The organism is Collinsella tanakaei (assembly GCF_016902615.1).
Taxonomy (GTDB): Bacteria; Actinomycetota; Coriobacteriia; order Coriobacteriales; family Coriobacteriaceae; genus Collinsella; species Collinsella tanakaei_A.
On record NZ_JACJMB010000011.1, the window covers coordinates 1 to 20269 of the forward strand.

General features: G+C 65.9%; 18 protein-coding genes and 1 pseudogene. 14 read left to right on the forward strand and 5 right to left on the reverse strand.

Features of this window, described 5'->3' with window-relative positions; all coding sequences use genetic code 11:
- The 10 genes and pseudogenes from H6A21_RS05240 to H6A21_RS05285 all read left to right on the forward strand — a co-directional run.
- Positions 1-347: pseudogene (locus tag H6A21_RS05240) on the forward strand (hypothetical protein); the annotation flags it as partial.
- 178 nt (positions 348-525) lie between these two features.
- On the forward strand, positions 526-729 hold the full coding sequence (locus tag H6A21_RS05245; protein ID WP_204561022.1) for an SDR family NAD(P)-dependent oxidoreductase: 204 nt from the start codon (positions 526-528) through the stop codon (positions 727-729).
- Positions 689-1210 carry a helix-turn-helix transcriptional regulator gene (locus H6A21_RS05250; protein ID WP_204561024.1) on the forward strand — a complete coding sequence of 174 codons (522 nt, stop codon included), beginning with the start codon at positions 689-691 and terminating at the stop codon, positions 1208-1210. The genes H6A21_RS05245 and H6A21_RS05250 overlap by 41 nt, the downstream gene beginning before the upstream one ends.
- Before the next feature lie 92 nt (positions 1211-1302).
- Positions 1303-3522: an NAD-dependent DNA ligase LigA gene (gene ligA, locus H6A21_RS05255; protein WP_204561026.1), complete on the forward strand. Its 2220-nt coding sequence runs from the start codon at positions 1303-1305 to the stop codon at positions 3520-3522.
- A gap of 179 nt (positions 3523-3701) precedes the next feature.
- Positions 3702-4445 (forward strand): sigma factor, encoded by a 744-nt coding sequence (locus H6A21_RS05260; protein ID WP_204561028.1) that lies wholly within the window; start codon positions 3702-3704, stop codon positions 4443-4445.
- Entirely contained in the window at positions 4442-5296 is an 855-nt protein-coding gene (locus H6A21_RS05265; protein ID WP_204561036.1) for an anti-sigma-I factor RsgI family protein, read from the forward strand. Before H6A21_RS05260 ends, H6A21_RS05265 begins: the two co-directional genes overlap by 4 nt.
- A 203-nt stretch (positions 5297-5499) precedes the next feature.
- Entirely contained in the window at positions 5500-6393 is an 894-nt protein-coding gene (locus H6A21_RS05270; protein WP_204561038.1) for a PepSY domain-containing protein, read from the forward strand.
- 145 nt (positions 6394-6538) lie between these two features.
- Positions 6539-7018 carry a MarR family winged helix-turn-helix transcriptional regulator gene (locus H6A21_RS05275; protein WP_204561040.1) on the forward strand — a complete coding sequence of 160 codons (480 nt, stop codon included), beginning with the start codon at positions 6539-6541 and terminating at the stop codon, positions 7016-7018.
- Positions 7011-8807: an ABC transporter ATP-binding protein gene (locus H6A21_RS05280; RefSeq protein ID WP_204561042.1), complete on the forward strand. Its 1797-nt coding sequence runs from the start codon at positions 7011-7013 to the stop codon at positions 8805-8807. Before H6A21_RS05275 ends, H6A21_RS05280 begins: the two co-directional genes overlap by 8 nt.
- Complete coding sequence (locus H6A21_RS05285) at positions 8797-10755, forward strand: ABC transporter ATP-binding protein (protein ID WP_204561044.1); 1959 nt, start codon at positions 8797-8799, stop codon at positions 10753-10755. The genes H6A21_RS05280 and H6A21_RS05285 overlap by 11 nt, the downstream gene beginning before the upstream one ends.
- Positions 10756-10821: 66 nt before the next feature.
- On the opposite strand, the gene yihA is transcribed toward H6A21_RS05285, so the two are convergent.
- The 5 genes from yihA to thrC form a co-directional block, all read right to left on the reverse strand.
- On the reverse strand, positions 10822-11451 hold the full coding sequence (gene yihA / locus H6A21_RS05290) for a ribosome biogenesis GTP-binding protein YihA/YsxC (protein WP_204561046.1): 630 nt from the start codon (positions 11449-11451) through the stop codon (positions 10822-10824).
- Positions 11452-11499: 48 nt separating this feature from the next.
- The gene (locus H6A21_RS05295; protein ID WP_204561048.1) at positions 11500-12333 is read right to left on the reverse strand and encodes a 5'-methylthioadenosine/S-adenosylhomocysteine nucleosidase; all 834 of its coding nucleotides are present in this window, start codon (positions 12331-12333) and stop codon (positions 11500-11502) included.
- 230 nt (positions 12334-12563) lie between these two features.
- Positions 12564-13244: a DUF1648 domain-containing protein gene (locus H6A21_RS05300; RefSeq protein ID WP_204561050.1), complete on the reverse strand. Its 681-nt coding sequence runs from the start codon at positions 13242-13244 to the stop codon at positions 12564-12566.
- A gap of 196 nt (positions 13245-13440) precedes the next feature.
- Positions 13441-14322, reverse strand: coding sequence for a homoserine kinase (thrB, locus tag H6A21_RS05305; RefSeq protein WP_204561051.1), 882 nt, complete (start codon positions 14320-14322; stop codon positions 13441-13443).
- Positions 14323-14364: 42 nt separating this feature from the next.
- Positions 14365-15873: a threonine synthase gene (gene thrC, locus H6A21_RS05310; RefSeq protein WP_204561053.1), complete on the reverse strand. Its 1509-nt coding sequence runs from the start codon at positions 15871-15873 to the stop codon at positions 14365-14367.
- Between the two features lie 286 nt (positions 15874-16159).
- Between thrC and H6A21_RS05315 the strand changes: the two genes are divergently transcribed.
- The 4 genes from H6A21_RS05315 (at position 16160) to H6A21_RS05330 (ending at position 20240) form a co-directional block, all read left to right on the forward strand.
- Complete coding sequence (locus H6A21_RS05315; protein WP_204561055.1) at positions 16160-17524, forward strand: aspartate kinase; 1365 nt, start codon at positions 16160-16162, stop codon at positions 17522-17524.
- A 131-nt stretch (positions 17525-17655) separates the two neighbouring features.
- Positions 17656-18681 (forward strand): aspartate-semialdehyde dehydrogenase, encoded by a 1026-nt coding sequence (locus H6A21_RS05320; RefSeq protein WP_204561063.1) that lies wholly within the window; start codon positions 17656-17658, stop codon positions 18679-18681.
- Positions 18682-18896: 215 nt separating this feature from the next.
- Positions 18897-19139 (forward strand): hypothetical protein, encoded by a 243-nt coding sequence (locus H6A21_RS05325; RefSeq protein WP_204561065.1) that lies wholly within the window; start codon positions 18897-18899, stop codon positions 19137-19139.
- Between the two features lie 180 nt (positions 19140-19319).
- Complete coding sequence (locus H6A21_RS05330; protein ID WP_204561067.1) at positions 19320-20240, forward strand: AEC family transporter; 921 nt, start codon at positions 19320-19322, stop codon at positions 20238-20240.
- Positions 20241-20269 lie beyond the last annotated feature (29 nt).

Genomic DNA, 20269 nt, shown 5'->3' on the forward strand with positions numbered 1-20269 from the left:
ACCCCGAAGGCCCCGAAGAGCCGGACGAGCCCGAGAGCCCCGGCACCCCCGAGAGCCCGAGTGCGCCCGGCACGCCGGAAACCACCTGGGGCCTGCTCGCCCAAACCGGCGACGTCGCGTTCATGGGCATCGGCGCCCTTCTCGTCCTGGGCGGCGCGGCCGTTATCCTGGGGGGCGTCATCCGCTCGCGCTCCAAGGCCGACCCCGCCGAGGCCGTCCCGGGCGACGACCCCAATGGCCCGGCGCCCGATAACGACGACCTGGCGTCCGCTGATGCCGGCGAGGCCCCGAATCCGGCCCCGGACGATGCTTCAGTCCCGGACGACGCCCCGGATGCCTCCGAGTGAGTCCCCTATGCGACCCCACGGTTCTTCTCGCCGTGGGGTCGTCCCCTTTGACGCCGTCGTCCACACCCCGAATACGCTCTCGCCCCGCGCCGAAACCTCGCTCGCCGCGCTGGCATGACGCGTTACGCTGCGCTACGCGCCGCGTGCGCATCCGCAACCTACCCGGGAAAGGACCGCCATGGACCGTCTCGCAGACAATGTCGCCGTTGTCACCGGCGCAAACTCCGGCGTGGGCGCCGCCATTGCCAAGCTCTTTGCTGCGGAGGGCGCCAAGGTCGTCATGAGCGCGCGCCGCGCCGCCGCGCTCGAGGAGGTCGCCGCCCAGATTGCCGAGGCAGGCGGTGAGCCGATGGGAATGCGGCAGGACTCTTCCCGACGTTGAGAGCCTGAAGCTCATTGCGATCTACTTCGGCGTCACGGTTGACGAGCTGCTCGATGCGGATGCGCAGCGCATGATCAACGAGACGGCCGACGCCCTCCACACGCTCATCATGTGGATCTGCGCGGGTGCGCTCTACTTCCTGGACCTCATCGTCGAGGCGCTCATCGATTCGTTTGCCCTGTCAGCGCTTTCAGATGCCGAACGTCGGGGCGTTGAGCCCCTGCTGATCGTCTTGCGTCTCGTCGCCATGGTATGGTATTTCGTGTGGGCCTTCCGGGCGGAGAAGGTCCGGCGCGACCGCAGCCTGACGAGTGCTCTTGATATCGTCTCGTTCATCGAAGGCCGACGCCCTGGCGGCTCGCTGCCCAATACGGTGTTCTACCGCTTGATCCTGCCCTATTTCTCGTTTTGGTGGACGGCGTTTCTGGTCATCGTCTGCGGATCGATGATCGTTCTGATCTTCTGGACCAGGACGGTCTGACGGAGGTTTTCGCACGGCCGATGCGAGCGGCGGAGCCTGTCGCGCCGAGATGGTACCCTATACACCGATTGAAACCGATCGGGAGGGGAGCCATGGTGGAGCAGCAGAGCCTTTTTGGTGACGGGACGCTTGACGGGACGAAAGAGCGCGACCAGGTGCCGTCGGATACGCAACAGCACGACGCGGCGGCCGAGCGCGCGGCGGAGCTTCGTCATCTGCTCGACTACCATGCGTATCGTTACTACATGCTCGATGCGCCCGAGATCACCGACGCTGTCTTCGACAAGCTGCTGGTTGAGCTCCAGCAGATCGAGGCCGCCTATCCGGACCTCGTGACGCCCGATTCCTACACGCAGCGCGTGGGCGGCTACGTGTCCGAGCAATTCGCCCCCGTCACGCACATGGCGCGCATGTACTCCATGGATGACGCCATGAACCTGGAGGAACTTGACGAGTGGCTCCAGCGTACCGAAGACGCCCTGGGCGCAGGTCAGGCTACCTACACCTGCGAGCTCAAGATCGACGGCCTGGGCGTGGCGCTCACCTACCGGGACGGCGCCTTCGTGCGCGCGGCGACGCGCGGCGACGGCACGACGGGCGAGGACGTGTCGCTCAACGTACGCACGATCCGCGATGTGCCCATGCACCTGTCCGCCTCTGCCCTCGCCCATATGGGGGCGGACCGCGAGAAACCCATCGAGGTCCGCGGCGAGGTGTACATGCCCAAGGGCAGCTTCGTGCGCCTGAATGAGGAGGCGGATGCGGAGGGGCGCGACCCGTTCGCGAACCCGCGCAACGCCGCTGCGGGCAGCCTGCGCCAGAAGGATCCGAAGGTCACGGCCCGACGCGATCTCGCGACGTTCCTGTATGCCGTAGCCGACACGACGCCGCTCCATGTCGACTCTCAGCACGACTTTCTCGCCTGGCTGCGCGACGCGGGCTTCTCGGTGAACCCTAACGTCGCGCGCTGCAACACGCCCGCCGAGGTGCACGCGTTCTGCGCCGACGCGCTTGCGCACCGCGGCGACCTCGATTACGACATCGACGGTGTGGTCGTGAAGGTCGACCGGTTCGACCAGCAAGACGAGCTCGGATTCACGGCGCGCGCACCGCGCTGGGCCATCGCCTTCAAGTTTCCGCCGGAGGAGAAGACCACGGTGCTGCGTGAGATCCGCATCCAAGTGGGCAGGACCGGCGTGCTCACCCCGGTGGCGGAGTTCGACCCGGTGACCGTGGCCGGCTCCACCATCGCGCGCGCCACGCTCCACAACGAGGACGAGGTGCACCGCAAGGACGTGCGCGAGGGCGACACCATCATCGTCCACAAGGCGGGCGACGTGATTCCCGAGGTCGTGGGGCCTGTTTTGGAGAAGCGCCCCGAGGGGGCGGAACCTTGGCGCATGCCTGCAACCTGCCCGGCCTGCGGCGCGCCGGTGGTGCACGAGGACGGCGAGGTCGCCTACCGCTGCGTGTCCATCGACTGCCCGGCGCAGCTGAAGGAGCGCCTGCTTCATTGGGTGAGCCGCGGATGCATGGACGTCGACGGCGTGGGCGAGGAGCTCGTGGACAAGATGATCGAGGCGGGGCTTCTGCACGATGTGGCCGATTTCTACAGCCTCACGGTCGACCAGATCGCTGCGCTCGACACGGGCCGCACCTACCTGAAGGACGACAAGCGCCGCGGCGTGCGCGCGGGCGACCCCATCCCCGTCGGCACGACCATCGCCACGAAGGTCGTCGACGAGCTCACGAAGTCGAAGGCGCAGCCGCTCGGGCGCGTGCTGTTCGCGCTCGGCATCCGCCATGTGGGCAAGTCGGTGGGCGAGCTTATCGCGCAGCGTTTCCTGACGGTCGATGCGCTGGTCACGGCCAACGAAGAGGACATCGCTGCCATCGACGGCATCGGTCCCAAGATCGCCGAGAGCGTGAAGCAGTTCCTGTCCGTGCCGGAGAACCTGGCGGTGCTCGACCGCCTGCGCGCGGCGGGCCTCTCGCTCGAGGAGGACCTCTCCGGCGCCGCCGAGCGCGCCGCGGCAGAGACCGGGGTGGCGGCCGATCTTGCGGAGGCGCAGCCGCTCGCCGGCCTCACCTTCGTGCTGACCGGCACGCTCGTGAACCGCACGCGTGACGAGGCGGGTGCCGCCCTGAAGGCGCTCGGTGCGAAGGTGACCGGCTCGGTGTCCAAAAAGACAAGCTACGTGGTGGCAGGCCCCAAGGCGGGCTCCAAGCTCACCAAGGCCGAAAGCCTGGGTGTGCCCGTGCTTGACGAAGAGGCCCTCGAACACATCCTCGCCACCGGCCGCGTGGAATAGCCCCAGCATGTGAAATTGCCCGAGAGGTTTTTTACCTTACGGGCGCCTTACATAACCCTGCTCGTACGTTTACCGATGAGCCGATTGATCCCCTATAGCCTGTAGGTCTGTACCTTTTTGGTCCTCGACCCCGAAACTGCCGGATGTCCCTGCGCATCCTAATGGCAGAGAGGAAGGCCATGGGATTGAGCAAAGACATCGGCGCGCGGGTGTGCGCCGTCAAGGGAGACGCACACAAAGCCGACGAGCTCGTGCGCGACTACCTGCCGTTCATAACGTCGGAGACCGCCAAGTTCATGGCGCGACGGCCCGTTGCGGGCGTCGATGACGAGTTGGGCATCGCCATGTTCGCATTTCATGAGGCAACGCAGGTGTACGACCGGCAGCGCGGTGCGTTTTTGACCCTGGCGGCGCGCATGATACGCAACCGGCTGATCGACTATCGGCGGCGCGAGGCGCGCCACACCCGCGTGGTGTCGTTGGACGCGCCTCAGTTTGAGCAGGATGGCGACGAGAACAAGACGCTGCTCGACCAGGTGGATTCCGGGCATGACGAAATCGGCGAGCGCCACACGCGCGCTGCCACCCGGACCGAAATCGAGGAGTTCACGCGCATGCTCGCGTCGTTCGAAGTCAAGCTCACCGATGTCGCCGAGAATTGCCCCAAGCAGGAGCGGACGCTCGACGCGTGCCGTCGCGCCTTGACGTATGCACGCGAGCACCGCGACATGCTCGACCGGCTGGAGCGGACCGGAAAGCTCCCGATCTCCGACTTGGCGGAAGGCAGCGGCGTGGAGCGCAAAACGCTTGAACGCCACCGCAAGTATCTGGTCGCGTTGCTGCTGGCGTATACGAACGGGTTCGAAATCATCCGTGGCCACCTCTGCAGACTCGATGCACATCAGGGGGTCGATGCGCGATGAAGTATTTGGTGATGGAATGCGCGACGAGTTTTGCGGTCGTGCTCGACCAGGAGGGGCGCTTCTACACGGTGCCCAACTTGGGTTATGCCGTGGGCGACGTTTTGGACGAGGTGTATCTGTGCGACGCCGCGGACCATCTGTCTGTTGTTGACGATGCACCCGCGCACAAGCGGCCCGGTCGACTCGTGCGCTGGTTTGCGGCCGCTGCGTGCCTTATCGCGGTGGCGGTTGGCGGCTTTGCGTTTTGGCAGACGCCCATCGGTGCCGTCCGCATGCGCATCAACCCCGAAGTGCGCATGGACGTCAACCGCTTCGACCGCGTGGTGGGCATCGAGGGTGAAAACGATGACGGTGTCGAGCTCATCGAGGGGTACCAAGCGTACGGCAAGGATATCGAGACGGTGACCAATGATCTTGCGGACCGTTCCCGCAAACAGCGCTATCTCGATCCCGGAGACACGATTGTCATCGATGCCGATTCCGACGATGAGGCGTGGACCTCGGAGGTTGAGGGGCGCATCGTCGGTGAGCTCGAGAAATACATGGGCGGCGAGGTGATTGTCATCACGGCGCAGGATGCTGCCCGCGCTGCGGAAGCGCAAGAAGCGCCGGAGGAAAGCGAACGCGCGGTTCCGGCGGAGCAGGACGTGCCTGCGGGGGATGCAGCGGGCAGTGGGAGCCAGCCTGCCGCAGCATCGACTTCCACCGCAGATGTCCTTCCGGTGCCAGAAGTCCCGGCAGACCCGGGTGTTCCGGCTTTGGAGGACGATGATGATGGCGATGACGACGACTATGAAGACGATGACGACGATGGCGACGACTACGACGACGATGCTGATGACGATGACTGAGCGCATGCAAATCGGGCCGTTCCTGCCTGAGCTCTGCGTTCCCTTTCGGCTGTGACCAGCAAAAACGCTACTCGCTGGACGGTTCCCAACTTTTCTCAAAAAAGTTTTTGCTCCGACCCCGGTTTTATACCATGCCCATCCGCACCCTAACACTGCAAGGTAAATCGGTTCAAAGATAACCGCACATACAAAGGAGGCAAACGATGAAGCGCATGAACAGGAAGGCTCTGGTTGCTGGTTTGGGTATGAGCATGGTGTTGGCGGCGGCGCTGAGTGGGTGCGGCGGTACCGGACAGACGACGGCCGCTGTGAGCGTCCCGAGCGAAGCGGCGTCCGAGGTGGCGGGCTATGTGCTGATGAGCGTGAACCCCGAGATCGAGCTCTCCTACGACGGTGAAGGCAACGTCGTGGAGCTCGAGGGCGCCAACGATGATGGTCGGAGCGTTCTTGCCGACTACGACGACTACCGTGGCCGTCCTGCCGACGAGGTCATGAGCGAACTCGTCCGCGAGATCGATGCGGACGGGTACTTCGCCGGCGGCGTTGGCGGGCGTGAAAAGAACATCGTCCTGAAGGTTGCCGAGGGCTCAACGTATCCGAGCGATGACTTTATGGAGCGCATTGCCGAGAGCGTTAAGGTCACGGCAGGGGAGTGCGGCCTTGGCTCGGGCGCCTATGCGGTGGGCACCGACAGGCTGGACGACGCCGGCCTCATCGGCATCGACGCCGCCAAGGAGATCGTGCTTGGGCAACTTGGCATCGACCCTGCGACCGCAAGGTTCAACGATCATGAGTATGAGCTCGATGACGGAGTGTACGAGCTTGAGTTCGTGGCAGGTGGCGTTGAGTACGACTACGAGGTCGACGCGCGCACCGGCAAGGTGCTCGAGGCCGATTTCGAGCGCAACGACGATTGGGACGACCGCGAGCTGTGGGATGACGATGACGACGCCGACGACTGGGCCGATGACGCTGACGATCGCGACGATTGGGATGACCACGACGATCGTGATGACGATCATGACGACGACTGGGACGACGGCGTCGACGATCGCGATGATGATCACGCTGACTGGGACGATCGCGACGACGACTAACCTTACTTCCATATACGCTTAAACCTCGGGCGGGCAGCCATCGCGACTGCCCGCCCCGCATATAGAAAACCCCTCGGGTACGTTCACGAAGGCGGAAACCTCGCTATACTTGATATGTCAATCATTGATATATCAAGGAGTCGCTATGGAAGAGCTTCCGTTCGGGTTTTCGCTCACGGATTTCCACATGCAGGTCAGCATGATGTTTCATCTCATGAGGGGCTGCAACCATCCGCACCTGCCCGCTTTGGGGCTGGGGCCAGGTCAGCCGCGCATGTTGTCCTACCTTGCCGTGCACGGCAGAAGCAGCCAGCGTGACCTGGCACGGTATTTCTCCGTCGACCCGGCTGCCGTCTCGCGGATGATGGATGCGCTGTGCCGCGCGGGCTTCGTGCGTATCGTTCCCGGAGAAGATCGCCGCCGTCGCACCGTTGAGCTCACCCAGAAGGGCGAGGAGACCGTGCGCGCATGGGACCGCGTCTGCGCCGGCACCGACGAGGTCATGCTCGCAGGTCTTTCCGACGCCGAGCGCGCGCAGCTCCATGATTTGCTCGATCGCGTACAGGCGAACATGCGGGCGCATCTCGCGCAGGACAGCGAATCGGAAGAGGTGCGCGATGAGTGACCTCAAGCGACTGCTTTCGTATTTGGGCTCGTATCGGCGCGACGCCGTGCTCGGCGCCATCGCGGTTGCGCTCGAGACCTCCATCGAGCTTATCATCCCGCTGCTCATGGCCCGTATCATCGACGAGGGCATCGTCCAGCGGGACTTCCGGATTATCTTCAGCCAAGGTGCCCTCATGCTCGTGTGCGCCCTCGCGTCGCTCGGCCTCGGCCTGGCCTATGCGCGCTTCGCGGCGCGCGTCGCCATGGGGCTCGGCGCCAACCTGCGCCAGGCGGAGTACGAGAAGATCCAGACGTTCGCGTTCGGCAACATCGACCGCTACCAGACGTCATCGCTCGTCACGCGCCTGACGACCGACATCACGGTCATCCAGAACGCCATCTCAAGCGGTTTTCGCCCCATGGTGCGCGGTCCGGTGATCCTGCTCATGGGCCTTTTCTACGCCTGCAGCATGAATATGGAGCTCGCGGGCGTGTTCTTCGTCGTCCTGCCGGCGCTCGGCATCGCGCTCGGCCTGATTACCTGGCGCGTGCTGCCGCTCTATCGCACGCTGCAGGAGTCGATGGATGACCTGAACGGCGCGGTGCAGGAGGATCTCACCGCCATGCGCGCCGTGAAGGCCTATGTGCGCGAGGACCACGAGCGCAACGTGTTCGCCCGCGTGAACGGCGCGCTCGCCGGCCGCTCGACGCGCACGTTCTCCACCGCCGTGCTGAACCTGCCCGTGCACCAGCTGTCCATGTACACCACCGCCACGCTCGTGCTGTGGATCGGCGGCAACATGATCATCGCCGGGCGCCTCACCGTGGGCGAGCTCACGAGCTTCATGAGCTATGTGCTGCAGATCATGAACTCGCTCATGATGATCTCGAACGTGTTTCTGCTGCTCACGCGCGCGCTCACGAGCGTGCGTCGCGTGGGCGAGGTGCTCGACGAGGAGCCGGAGCTCGCGCTGCCCGCGCCGGAGGAGGCCCTTCGCGAGGTGCCGGACGGCTCGATCGAGTTTCGCCAGGTGGACTTCAAGTACCGCGCGGACGCCGCGGCCAACGTGCTCGAGGGCGTCGACCTCTTCATTCCCGCGGGCTCGACGGTGGGCATCCTGGGCGGCACGGGTTCGGGCAAAAGCTCGCTCGTGCAGCTCATCTGCCGCCTGTACGACCCGAGCGCGGGCAGCGTGCTCGTGGGCGGTGCCGACGTGCGCTCCTACGACGTGGCGGCGCTGCGCGACGCCGTGGGCATCGTGCTCCAGAACAACGTGCTGTTCTCCGGTACCATCCGCGAGAACCTGAAGTGGGGAAATCCCGACGCGACCGATGAGGAGCTGCTCGCCGCCTGCAAGCTCGCATGCGCCGACGAGTTCTTGGACCGCATCGGCGGGCTCGACGGCGAGCTCGGCCAGGGCGGCGCCGGCGTGTCCGGCGGCCAAAAGCAGCGCCTGTGCATCGCGCGCACGCTGCTCAAGCATCCCCGCATCATGATCTTCGACGACTCCACGAGCGCAGTCGACATGGCGACCGACGCGAAGATCCGCGCGAACCTCACCACCTTGGTGGACGTGACCTGCCTCATCATCGCCCAGCGCATCACCTCCGTCATGGACGCCGACCTGATCGTCGTGCTGGACGACGGGCGCATCCACGCCCTCGGCACGCATGACGAGCTGCTGGCAGGTGACAGCATCTACCAGGAGATCTACGCATCGCAGATGGAGCGGGCCCAGGAGGCGACGGCAGCCGGTGGCGCCTTGGGTGCACCTGCCGGGAAGGGAGGTGAGCGCGATGGCCGCTAAGACGACGGCGCGTGCGCGCCCGAAGAACCTGCGCCACACCCTGGCGCGCCTGCTCGCCTACATGGGGCATGCGAAGATTTCGCTGGCGGTGGTGGCCGTCCTCGTGTCCATCTCCGCGGTTGCGAACCTCGTGGGCACCTACATGGTGCGCCCGGTGGTGAACGCCCTCGAGCAGGGGCACGCCGAGCAGCTGCCTGCGCTCTGCGCCTTCACGGCCGGCGTCTACGCCCTTGGCGTTCTGAGCGCGCTCGGCTACACCCAGACGATGGTGCGCGCCGCCCAGAAGGTGGTCTACGACATCCGTCGCGACCTGTTCTCGCACATCCAGCGCCTGCCGCTGTCGTATTTCGACCGCACGCGCACCGGCGACGTCATGAGCTTTTTCACCAACGATGTGGATACCGTGGCCGAGGCGCTCAACAACAGCTTCGCGAACCTCATCCAAGCATCCATCCAGATGGTGGGCACGATGGTGGTGCTTTTCATCCTGAACTGGCAGCTCACGCTCATCACCGTGGCGTGCGATCTCATCATCGCCCTCTACATCAAGTACTCCGGCAGCCGCAGCGGCCGCTTCTTCGCGAAGCAGCAAAACGCGCTCGGCGCGCTCGACGGCTACGTGGAGGAGATGGTGTCCGGTCAGAAGGTCGTGAAGGTGTTCAACCACGAGGCGGCCAACGTCGCCGAGTTCTTCGAGCGCAACGACGAGCTGCGCGCCGCGGGCACCTCGGCGCAGGCCTATGCGGCCACGATGGTGCCGGCGACCGTGTGCATCGGGTATGCGAACTACGCGATCGTGGCGGTCGTGGGGGCGTTGCTCGCCATCAACGGGATGGTCGACGTGGGCGCGCTGGCGAGCTACGTGGTGTTCGTCCGTCAGGCGGCCATGCCCATCAACCAGTTCACGCAGCTCGGGAACTTCCTGCTGAACGCCCTGGCGGGCGCGGAGCGCCTCTTCGGCGCCATGGAGCTCGAGCCCGAGGTGGATGCGGGCACGGTGACGCTCGAGCGGACCGGCGAGCGCAGCTGGGCTTGGAAGGTGCCCGACGGCATGGGAATCGGCGCCTATGGCAAGCTGGTCGCCCAGGACGCCTCCGCATGCAGCGAGGCGGTGCGCGGCGGCGAGGACGTGCCCGCACGCGCGTCGGGTGCCTGTGCGACCGAGACGGTGCGCGGCGCGGACGGCACGATGCTCGCCTGCGGGCGCATCCCGCTGCGCGGCGACGTGCGCTTCCACGACGTCGACTTCGGCTACGTGCCGGGACATCTCGTGCTGGAGAACCTCAACCTGTTCGCCAAACCGGGCCAGAAGATCGCCTTCGTGGGATCGACGGGCGCGGGCAAGACGACCATCACGAACCTCATCAACCGCTTCTACGAGATCGACGGCGGCGAGATCACCTACGACGGCATCGACGTGCGCAACATCGCCAAGAGCGACCTGCGCCGCTCGCTCGGCATCGTGCTGCAGGATACGCACCTGTTCACCGGCACGATCGCGGACAACATCCGCTTCGGCAAGCTCGACGCTACCGATGAGGAGGTGCGCGCGGCGGCTGAGGCGGCCTGTGCCGACTCGTTCATCAGGCGCCTGCCGGAAGGCTACGACACGATGGTGACATCCGACGGCGCGAACCTCTCGCAGGGCCAGCGGCAGCTGCTCGCCATCGCGCGCGTGGCCGTGGCCGACCCGCCGGTCCTCATCCTGGACGAGGCGACCTCGAGCATCGATACGCGTACCGAGAAGCTCATCGAGCGCGGAATGGACCGCATCATGGAGGGGCGCACGACGTTCATGATCGCGCATCGCCTGTCGACCGTGCGCAACGCCGACGCCATCATGGTGCTCGAGCACGGCAAGATCATCGAACGCGGCACCCACGAGCAGCTGCTCGCGCTGCACGGCGAGTACTGGCAGCTCTACCAGGGATTGAAGGAGCTCGATTAGTCCGGGCGGCCCCATGCGGGCCGCCTTTTTCATCCACACGGCTGCGGGGGTTGTTGCTGGCAGGCGCTACTCCTCGGCGCCCTCGGGGGTCTCGTCGTCCTCGTCATCGAGGCAGGCGGCCTCGATGCGGCGCTTGAGCTCGTCGATGCCCTGGCCGGTCTGCGAGGAGGTGACGATGATGTCTTCTGCCGGGACGTTCAGCTGCTTGCGGATGGTGGCGAGCTGGCGACCCTGCTGGCTGCGGGAGAGCTTGTCGGCCTTGGTGAGGGCGACGACGAAGGGGAACCCGCCCTCCTGCAAAAACTCGATCATCTGGTGGTCGAGCTTGCTCGGGTCGTGGCGGATGTCCACGAGCGAGACCACGAGGTTGAAGCTGCGGTCCATGTCGAGGAAATCGAAGATGAGGTCGGCCCAGCGCTCGCGCTCGGATTTGGAGCGCTGCGCGAAGCCGTAGCCGGGCAGGTCGACGAAGTGGATGTCGTCGGCGATGAAGAAGTTGACGTTGCTCGTCTTGCCGGGCGTGCTCGACACCTTCACGAGGTTCTTGCGCTCGAAGATCTTGTTCATGATGGACGACTTGCCCACGTTCGAGCGGCCCACGAAGCAGACCTCGGGGCAGGTCGAGGGCGGGATCTGCGATGCCTTGCCGTAGCTGGCGACGAACTTCGCGGAACGGTAGTTGATGGCGTCTGCCATGGATGTCTCCTCTCGGTCAAAAGATGGCCGCAGGTGGGGCGCGGGCACCTACTCGGCGTAGGGGCTGTGCTCCATGAGGCCGAGCTTCGCCGACAGACGGCGGATGATGGACAGGGTGAGGGCGCTCGCGTTGCGCGCGTACTCGTCGAGGTCGAACTCACGCTCGCAGAAGGCGTCGTAGGCCTCGTCGCAGTTGTCTGAGATGGCGCGCAGCACGAGGCAGTCGATGCGGTTCTTGGCGGCGATGTGCGCGACAGCCGCGCCCTCCATCTCGGCGCAATCGGCCTGCGTGGCGGCGATGACGGCGCAGCGCAGCTCCGAGCCGGTGATGAAGCGGTCGCCCGTGGCGATGGTGCCGCGCAGGTAGCGGGGCGGTTCGGCGTCGGCGTTGTTGCGGCGGTACGGGCTGGCGTCGGCGACGCGGCGCACCTCGGTGCCCGGGGCGACCTGGTCGGCGGGCAGGGTGGCGTCGACGAAGCCGTGGGCGATCAGGGTCTGCTCGGCGAGGTCGACGAGGAAATCGGAGGAGGTGAACTCCTCGAGGTGCGGGGTCGACTCGGCGATGAGCGCGGTGTCGGTATCGATGTAGCGCAGGCGCTCGCCGATGACGACGTCGCCGATATGAAGCGCCGGGTTGAGGCCGCCGGCGATGCCGGAGAAAATGAGGGCGTTCGCGCCGTAGCGGGTGATGAGGTGTTGCGCGGCGGCGGCGACGTTCACCGTGCCCATGCCGGCGGTCGTGACAACGAGGTTGAACCCGAAGTACTCGCCGCCCATGATGGTGAGACCCGCCTCGTCGGCAACGGTGCCATGCTCGATTTCGTGGTAGATCTGGCGCACTTCCTTGTCGAGCGCGCCGATGATGCCGATGGTGGGGGCCATAACCGTCTTCCTTTCCCTCGTTTACCGAGGTCTATGGTAGCCGAGCTCTATGCGTCGAACGGGAATGCCCTGATAAATCCATGCCTGCCTGCGCGGGCCGCTGAGCGCTTCCGCGGCGGGCACGACCGAGCGTCAACTTGCCGAACGTCTCGCTCAGGGGATGTCTTAGCGAGACGTTCGGCAAGTTGGTGATGATGTACTGGTTGGTATGGCTGCCCGCGTGGTGTTTCTTAGAGCCAGGGGCGCAGCAGGATGAAGACGAAGGCCATGTCGATGGCGGCGATGACGGCCTGGCCGACCTGGGTCATCGTGCCGGGAAGGATGAGCGCCGACAGCACACCCATGAGGACGCCGGCGATGACCATGCTCGCGCCCGCGATACGCTGGGCGTGGTACTGCTCGCCGAGGACCTCGTCGTTTTCGGGCATATTGAGCGAGCGCATCGCCATGAGGAGACCGGCGACGAGGAAGATCGCGGGGACGCCGAGCACCTGCCACGAAAGGGCGGCGGGATCGCCGGGGTTTGCCACAGCCGCGGGGTCGAGAGCGCCGGCGATCCAAGCGATGATGCCGCCGAGCGCGATGAGCGAGGTGGCGATGCTCGAGACGACCATGACGGTGCGCTCGGAGAGCTCGCCGCTCAGAAACGACACGTAGTCGTCCGCATGCGCGCGCCGGGCGCCGAAGAGCAGAAGACCGCTCAGGATGAACCCGACGACGGGAACGACGACCATCTCCATCTTGGTTCCCCAGCGGTCGATACCCGCCTCGCCCCAGTGGGCAGGGATGACCTCGGGCAGAGATCCCCACATGACTGCGAGCGCGATAGCGGGTGAGAGCGCGAACACGAGGCAGATGATGGTGACGGGAAGCGAAAGCGGCGTCTTCTCGGGCGTATCGGTACGGGCCACGGATAGCTCCTTTTTGTTGTGCGATACCGTTGCTGAGTATGATAGCGCCCAAAACCGGGTGTGCGCTGTTCTCCCGCAGCATCCTAGAAGCGGAGTTGTCGCTGTGGGGCCGCGATGCCCTCCCGGACATTCCGCAGCCGCGCAGCGGCGAGGACGTCCGGGAGGGCATCGCGGCCCCACATCGGAGCATGCCGCCTTACAGGTACTCGATCTGGGCACCCTCGGTGTCGCAGGTGAGGATATGCGTGTCGCAGCCGGGGAAGCGCTCCTGCAGGCGGACCTGGAGGAACTTCGCCACGATGGTGTCGTCCGTCACCGCCATGAGGGTGGAGCCCGAGCCGGAGATCCACAGCGTCTTGGCACCGCCGTCGAGGCACACGCGGCGGATGTCCTCGTAGTCGGGGATGAGCGGGCGGCGGTAGGGCTCCTGCAGGCGGTCGTCGTTGGCGGCGGCGATCAGGTCTGTGTCGCCGGTCTCCAGGCCGCGCGTCATGCCCGCGATGCGACCCATCTGCCAGACGGCGGTCGACAGCGGCACCTCCTGGGGTACGACCTTGCGCGCCGCACTCGTGTGCACCTCGTAGGGCGGGATGACGGTGATGAAGCGCAAACGGTCGGAGACCTCGTAGCGCAGGCAGCGCGGCAGGCCGCCCTCGGGCGTGAAGGAGCAGACGGCGCCACCCAGGATGGCGGGGGCAACGTTGTCGGGGTGCCCCTCCACTGCGGTGGCGATGCGGACGAGCTCGGCGCGGTCGACCATGTGGCCGGTGAGGGCCGCGGCGGCCATGATGCCGGCGACGACGCAGGTGGAGCTGGAGCCCAGGCCGCGCGCGACGGGGACGTCCGTCTGGATGTCAATGGCCACCGGGAAGGGCTCTTCGCCCCATTCGCGCAGGGCGTCGACGAAGGAGACGTACACGAGGTTGTCCTCGTTGCGGAACTCCTCGGGGCAGCCGGTGATGGTGAGCTCATCGGCGCGCTCAAAGGTGAAGTGGGAGTAGAGGCTCACGGCCATGCCGAGCGTGTCGTAGCCGATACCCAGGTTCGCGCTGGTGGCGGGAACGGTGATCTTGATCATGAGGGACTCCTCTCGGACGGCCGTGCGCCGCGCGGCTTCAGGCTAGAGGCTTTTTGCGGCGCGCTCCACGTAGGCGGACATGCCGTCGATGTCGACGACATCGGTGTGCAGGACGGGCTTGCCCTGCAGGTTCGCGAGCTGTGCGGGGGCGGTCGTGCCCGTGGCCTTCTCCAGCACCTTCATGCAGGCGAAGTCATCCGGCGGGCAGAACAGGCCGAGCGCACCGGCGACGGCGCGGGGGAACTTGTAGGGGCTCGCCGTGGACAGCAGCACGCGCGCGGCGGTGTTCGGGGCCGCCGGCAGCTCCTGGAGCACGTGGTAGCCGCAGGCGGTGTGCGGGTCGATCACGTAGCCGTTCGCGTCCCAGCAGCTCTTGATGGCCGCTGCCACCTGGTCCTCGTCGGCCCAGCCGCAGCCGAAGACCTCCTGGATGCGGGCGAGCACGTCGGCGGGGACCGTGTAGGAGCCCGACTCGCTGAGGCTCGCCATGAGGCTGGACACGAGCTCGCAGTCGCCGTCCGAGGCAAAGTACAGCAGGCGCTCGAGGTTCGACGAGATGAGGATGTCCATGGACGGCGAGGTCGTGGTGAAGAAGGGGCGCTCGCGGTCGTAGGTGCCGGTGGTGAGGAAGTCGAACAGGACGTTGTTCTTGTCGCTCGCCACGACGAGGCGGCTCACCGGCAGGCCCATGCGACGCGCATAGTAGCCGGCGAGGATGTCGCCGAAGTTGCCGGTGGGCACGCAGAACTCCACGGCGTCGCCGGCCTGGATGGCGCCGGCGCGCAGCAGCTGCGCGTAGGCGGCGAAGTAGTAGACGACCTGCGGCACGAGTCGGCCGACGTTGATGGAGTTCGCGCTCGAGAGCACGACGCCCGCATCCGCCAGGCGCTTCGCGAGCTCCGTATCGGCGAAGATGCGCTTCACGGCGCTCTGCGCGTCGTCGAAGTTGCCGCGCACGCCGCAGACGGCCACGTTCACGCCCTCCTGCGTGCTCATCTGCAGCTCCTGCACACGACTGACCTTGCCTTCGGGGTAGAACACCGTGATGCCGCAGCCCGGCGCGTCGGCGAAGCCGGCGAGCGCCGCCTTGCCCGTGTCGCCCGAGGTGGCGGTCACGATCATGATCTTCTCGTCAGCGGTCTCGCCCGTGCCGGTGCGCGCCATGAGGCGGGGGAGCATCTGCAGTGCGACGTCCTTGAAGGCGCTCGTGGGGCCGCCGAACAGCTCGAGCACGTAGGCGGGCACGCCGTCGGCGCCCGGAGCCTGCTTCAGGGGGACGAGCGGCGTGACCTCGTCGGAGGCGAAGGTGCCCCGATAGGCCTCCTCCACGCATGCGGCGATCTCGTCGGCGGTGTAATCGGGCAAAAGCGCCCCCAGCACCTCGCGGGCGAGCTCGAAATAGTCCTTGTCGGCAAGCGTCTCGATGTCGATGGCGGTGTCCCCCAGCTCGTCGGAGACGAACAGGCCGCCGTCGGCGGCGATACCGCGGCGAATCGCCTGCTTGGCCGTGTAGGTGGGCGCAAGCGCGCGCGTGCTGTGATACTGGGCCATCGAAAAACTCCTCGTCAACAAGAAATTGGTCAATCGTGCTCTATCGTAGCAGAGTGCCTGCGCGCCGCGCTCCCGCCCGCCGCATGCTTCCTCGCTCGAACACGAGACGTTTTCAGTTTGGAAACAAAACCTGCCGTTTTCGTCTGCCGGTGCATAACGCGAGGGGTGCTCTAGTACACTTGCACGTACTAAAGTGACACCTGCTATCTGCTGATTGCGCGCCGAGGGCGGGGATATCCGCTGCGGCGCGCGTTTGCATACTCAAGGGAAGGTTTTCGGGAAGCACATGATCAAAGTAGCCAAGTTCGGCGGTTCCTCCGTCGCGGATGCCGAGCACTTCAGGAAGATCAAGGGGATCGTCGACGCCGATCCCGCGCGCCGGTTCGTCGTGGTCTCCGCCTGCGGGCGCCGCCGCAGCGGCGACGCCAAGGTCACCGACCTGTTGTATCTGGTGGGCGCGCACGTGAAGTACAGCGTGTCGTGCGACGATCTGCTCGACGACATCGTGCAGCGCTATGTCGACATCGCCGATGAACTCGGTCTTTCCTATCCCATCCGCGAGGAGATGGACGCGTTTTGCGACAAGGCCCGCTCGGGTGGCTTCTCCACCGAGGAGCTCGTCAGCCGCGGCGAGTACTTCACCGCGCGCCTCATGGCCGAGTATCTGGGCCTGCCGTTTCTGGATGCCGCCGACGTCGTCGCCTTCCATCACGACGGCACGCTGTCCATGACGCGCACCGCCGAGCTGCTTGACGAGCGCGCGCCGCGCGGCGGCTTCGTCATGCCCGGCTTCTACGGCGCCACGCGCGAGGGGCGCATCTGCCTGCTCGATCGCGGCGGCGGCGACATCTCCGGCTCGATTCTCGCGAAGTGCCTCGGCGCCGACCTGTATGAGAACTGGACGGACGTGTCGGGCTTCTACTCCGCCGACCCGCGCATCGTGCCCGACGCCCAGCCCATCGCGCGCATCACCTACGAGGAGCTGCGCGAGCTGTCCTACATGGGCGCCTCCGTCCTGCACGAGGAGGCCATCTTCCCGGTACGCGAGGCGGGGATCCCGCTCGTCATCAAGAACACGAACGCGCCGGCAGACCCCGGCACGATCATCTCCGAGCACGCCAAGGAGGGCGAGAGCGAGCCCATCATCACCGGCGTGTCCGGCAAGCGGGGCTTTCTGGCCATCAACGTCGCCCGCGACCGCACCACGAGCCGCATCGGCTTCATGCGCCGCGCTCTGTCGGTGTTCGAGCGCTACAACGTGAGCGTCGAGCACATGCCCACCGGCGTCGACCAGTTCGCCGCCGTCGTGCAGGCCGACGACGTGCACGATTCGCTCTACTCGATCATCGCCGACATCCAGGAGGAGGTCCAGCCGCTGGAGATCGAGGTCGTGGAGGACCTCGCGCTCATCGCCACGGTGGGCCGCAACCTGCACGGCCGCGCCGGTGTGGCTGGCCACCTGTTCGGCATGCTCGGCCAGGCGGGCGTGAGCGTGCGCATGATCACGCAGGGCTGCGACGAGATCAACATCATCGTCGGCGTCGAGGAGAAGGACTTCGAGCTCGCCATCAAGACGATCTACAAGGCGTTCTCGGACGAGAACGGCATCGTCGAGACGAAGGACCTGGAGCCCACGCCCCAGCCGTTCTAAGAGCTTATCTGCCAGGATGGCAGCCGGGACGGACCCGGCGCTGCCTGGCGGCATCGGATGCGAGGAGCCGACGCGGCGCGCCATGGTGACATGGCCCGTCCGGCCCGTCACCCTATGGGAGGAGATACCTTATGAAGCAGTACACCGTGGCCATCCTCGGCGCGACGGGCGCCGTGGGCACGCAGATGATCCAGTGCTTGGCCGAGCAGGATTTCCCCGTGGGCGAGCTTCGGCTGCTCGCGAGCGCGCGCTCTGCCGGCAAGCAGGTCGACACGCCGTTCGGCGGGGTGACGATCGCCGAGGCGGGTCCCGACGCGTTCGCCGGTTGCGACATCGTGCTCGGCGCCGTGGAGGACGACCTTGCGCGCGAGCTTCTGCCCCACGCCGTTAAGGCCGGTGCGGTGGTCGTGGACAACAGCCATGCGTTCCGTCTCGACCCGGATGTGCCGCTCGTCGTGCCCGAGATCAACGCCGAGGACATCTCCTGGCACCATGGCATCATCGCGAACCCCAACTGCGCCACCATCATCGGGCTTGTGCCCACGTGGCCGCTGCACAAGGTTGCGGGCGTCACGCGCATGATCGTGTCGACCTACCAGGCGGCAAGCGGCGCGGGCGCGCCGGGCATGGCCGAGCTCGAGGCGCAGATCGCCGCCATGGGCCGAGGCGATAAGATCCCCGAGCCCCGCGCCTTCGCCGCTCAGCTCGTGAGCAACCTCATCCCGCAGATCGGCGGCTTCAAGGAGGAGGGCTACACCTCTGAGGAGATGAAGCTGCAAAACGAGGGCCGCAAGATCATGCACCTGCCGGACCTCCGCGTGAACTGCACGTGCGTGCGCGTGCCGGTGCTGCGCTCGCACTCCGAGAGCATCACGCTCGAGTTCGAGCGCGACATCACGCTCGATGAGGCCCGCGCCGCACTCGAGGCCGCGCCGGGCGTGAAGCTCGTGGACGATCGCGACGCCGAGAGCGCGCACGACCGCTACCCCATGCCCATCGACACCTCCGACCAGGACCTCATCTGGGTCGGTCGCCTGCGTCGCGACATCTCCAACCCGAACGCGGCGCGCGGCATCACGTTCTGGTGCTGCGGCGACCAGATTCGCAAGGGTGCCGCCACGAACGCGGTGCAAATCGCGAAGCTGCTCGTCGAGTAGGCAGGCCGTTCACGGCGACAGGGACAATAAGAGAACGCGGCGCCCGATGCGAGGGGCGCCGAAGGCGGCGCGCGGCTCCGGTTGCGCGCCGCCTGCTGTAAGCGCCCAAAGCGCGACGCCCGATCCGTGCGGGCGGGTGCGCGGCCATAAATGTCGCATAAGGTTCGGGCGCTAGAGTAATCCATTACCTATGTGCGCGGCGAGGAGGGGTGTTCGTGAAGCTGTTGCTGGCAGAGGATGACCGCCGGCGTGGCCACGTAGAGCGCGAACTCGGCGTAAAGATGATGGTGGTCGACGCTAACGACCTGAACGTCGAGATCTTGGGCCATGCGTCGTCACTTACGCAATCCGACGAGGAGCTGGCGGCGCTGATCGCCGACAACCCGGCGGGACAATCCCGTGAGCTCACGCCGTTCATCCTCATTCGCCCGCTCGACGCTGAGAAGAACGCCGGCTAGCCCGACTGGTCCTTTCGCAAAACTGCCCGCGGGGACCCGTCGCATCGGTGTGATGCGGCCTTCTCGTGCCTGTTCGGCCATCAACGCCGTCGTGATGACATCTGGGCAAAATCATGCCTCGCTTGGTTCACAATGGATGGGGTTCGATGGGCGAAGCGGGATTGGAAGGGGATGCGCGCGATGTCGGTTGCCACGACGATGCCGGTCATGATTGCGCAAGTGATCGCCATGTTCCTCATGATGGTGGTTGGTGCGGCGCTGTATCGCGGCGCGTTCGTGGACAACAAGGGGTCGACCCAGCTCTCGAACGTCGCGCTCTACGTGGCCACGCCGGCGGTCATCCTGCAAGCGCTGGCGATCTCCTTCGATGCCGAGAAGCTCGTGGCGGGCGCGGCGTGCTTCGTGCTCTCGTTTGCATTCACGGTGCTCTCGGCTGCCGTCGCGCGCCTGTATTTTCGCGATCGGCGTCGCGCCGCACAGCTCGGCATCACCATCTCGAACATGGGGTTCATGGGCATCCCGATCGTGCAGAGCGTGCTCGGGGAGGAGTGCGTGTTCTACATCTCGGCGTGCATGGCGGGCCAGGTGCCGCTCATCTGGAGCTACGGCGTGTGGCTCATCTCGCAGGACGCCTCGAAGGTCTCCCCGAAAAAGATCGCCACGAACCCCTCCGTCATCGCCGTCGTGATCGGCATCATCCTGTTCTGCTGCTCGATCAACCTCTCCGGGGTCATCAAGGTGACGGCGCAGGACCTGGGCAACCTCAACACGGGCCTCGCCATGCTCGTCATGGGTACCTATCTCGCCCAGACCGACCTGCGCAGCCTCGTGCGCGACCGCAACCTCTATGCCGCCTGCGCCCTGCGCCTGCTCGTGGTGCCGGCGATCGTGATGGCGGTGCTCGCGCCCCTGCCGCTCGACGCCGTGGTGAAGCTCGTCGTCCTCATCGCCCTGTCTGCCCCCTGCGGCACGGTCTCGGCGATGTTTCCGCAGATGTTCGGGGGAGACTACCGCTTCGGGGCGGGCCTCGTGTCGCTTTCGACCCTGCTGTCCCTCATCGTCATGCCGGCCCTGCTCGCGGTCGGTCTCGTGATTTTCTAGCTTGTCCTCATCGGGGACGCTTCTGCTTG

Excerpts from the sequence above, each read along its gene's own strand:
- H6A21_RS05270 (WP_204561038.1), top strand. The coding sequence starts at position 5,500 with ATGAAGCGCATGAACAGGAAGGCTCTGGTTGCTGGTTTGGGTATGAGC.
- H6A21_RS05275 (WP_204561040.1), top strand. The coding sequence starts at position 6,539 with ATGGAAGAGCTTCCGTTCGGGTTTTCGCTCACGGATTTCCACATGCAG.
- H6A21_RS05295 (WP_204561048.1), bottom strand. The coding sequence starts at position 12,333 with ATGGCCCCCACCATCGGCATCATCGGCGCGCTCGACAAGGAAGTGCGC.
- H6A21_RS05315 (WP_204561055.1), top strand. The coding sequence starts at position 16,160 with ATGATCAAAGTAGCCAAGTTCGGCGGTTCCTCCGTCGCGGATGCCGAG.
- ligA (WP_204561026.1), top strand. The coding sequence starts at position 1,303 with ATGGTGGAGCAGCAGAGCCTTTTTGGTGACGGGACGCTTGACGGGACG.
- H6A21_RS05285 (WP_204561044.1), top strand. The coding sequence starts at position 8,797 with ATGGCCGCTAAGACGACGGCGCGTGCGCGCCCGAAGAACCTGCGCCAC.
- H6A21_RS05245 (WP_204561022.1), top strand. The coding sequence starts at position 526 with ATGGACCGTCTCGCAGACAATGTCGCCGTTGTCACCGGCGCAAACTCC.
- H6A21_RS05320 (WP_204561063.1), top strand. The coding sequence starts at position 17,656 with ATGAAGCAGTACACCGTGGCCATCCTCGGCGCGACGGGCGCCGTGGGC.
- H6A21_RS05280 (WP_204561042.1), top strand. The coding sequence starts at position 7,011 with ATGAGTGACCTCAAGCGACTGCTTTCGTATTTGGGCTCGTATCGGCGC.
- yihA (WP_204561046.1), bottom strand. The coding sequence starts at position 11,451 with ATGGCAGACGCCATCAACTACCGTTCCGCGAAGTTCGTCGCCAGCTAC.
- H6A21_RS05260 (WP_204561028.1), top strand. The coding sequence starts at position 3,702 with ATGGGATTGAGCAAAGACATCGGCGCGCGGGTGTGCGCCGTCAAGGGA.
- H6A21_RS05265 (WP_204561036.1), top strand. The coding sequence starts at position 4,442 with ATGAAGTATTTGGTGATGGAATGCGCGACGAGTTTTGCGGTCGTGCTC.
- H6A21_RS05330 (WP_204561067.1), top strand. The coding sequence starts at position 19,320 with ATGTCGGTTGCCACGACGATGCCGGTCATGATTGCGCAAGTGATCGCC.
- thrC (WP_204561053.1), bottom strand. The coding sequence starts at position 15,873 with ATGGCCCAGTATCACAGCACGCGCGCGCTTGCGCCCACCTACACGGCC.
- thrB (WP_204561051.1), bottom strand. The coding sequence starts at position 14,322 with ATGATCAAGATCACCGTTCCCGCCACCAGCGCGAACCTGGGTATCGGC.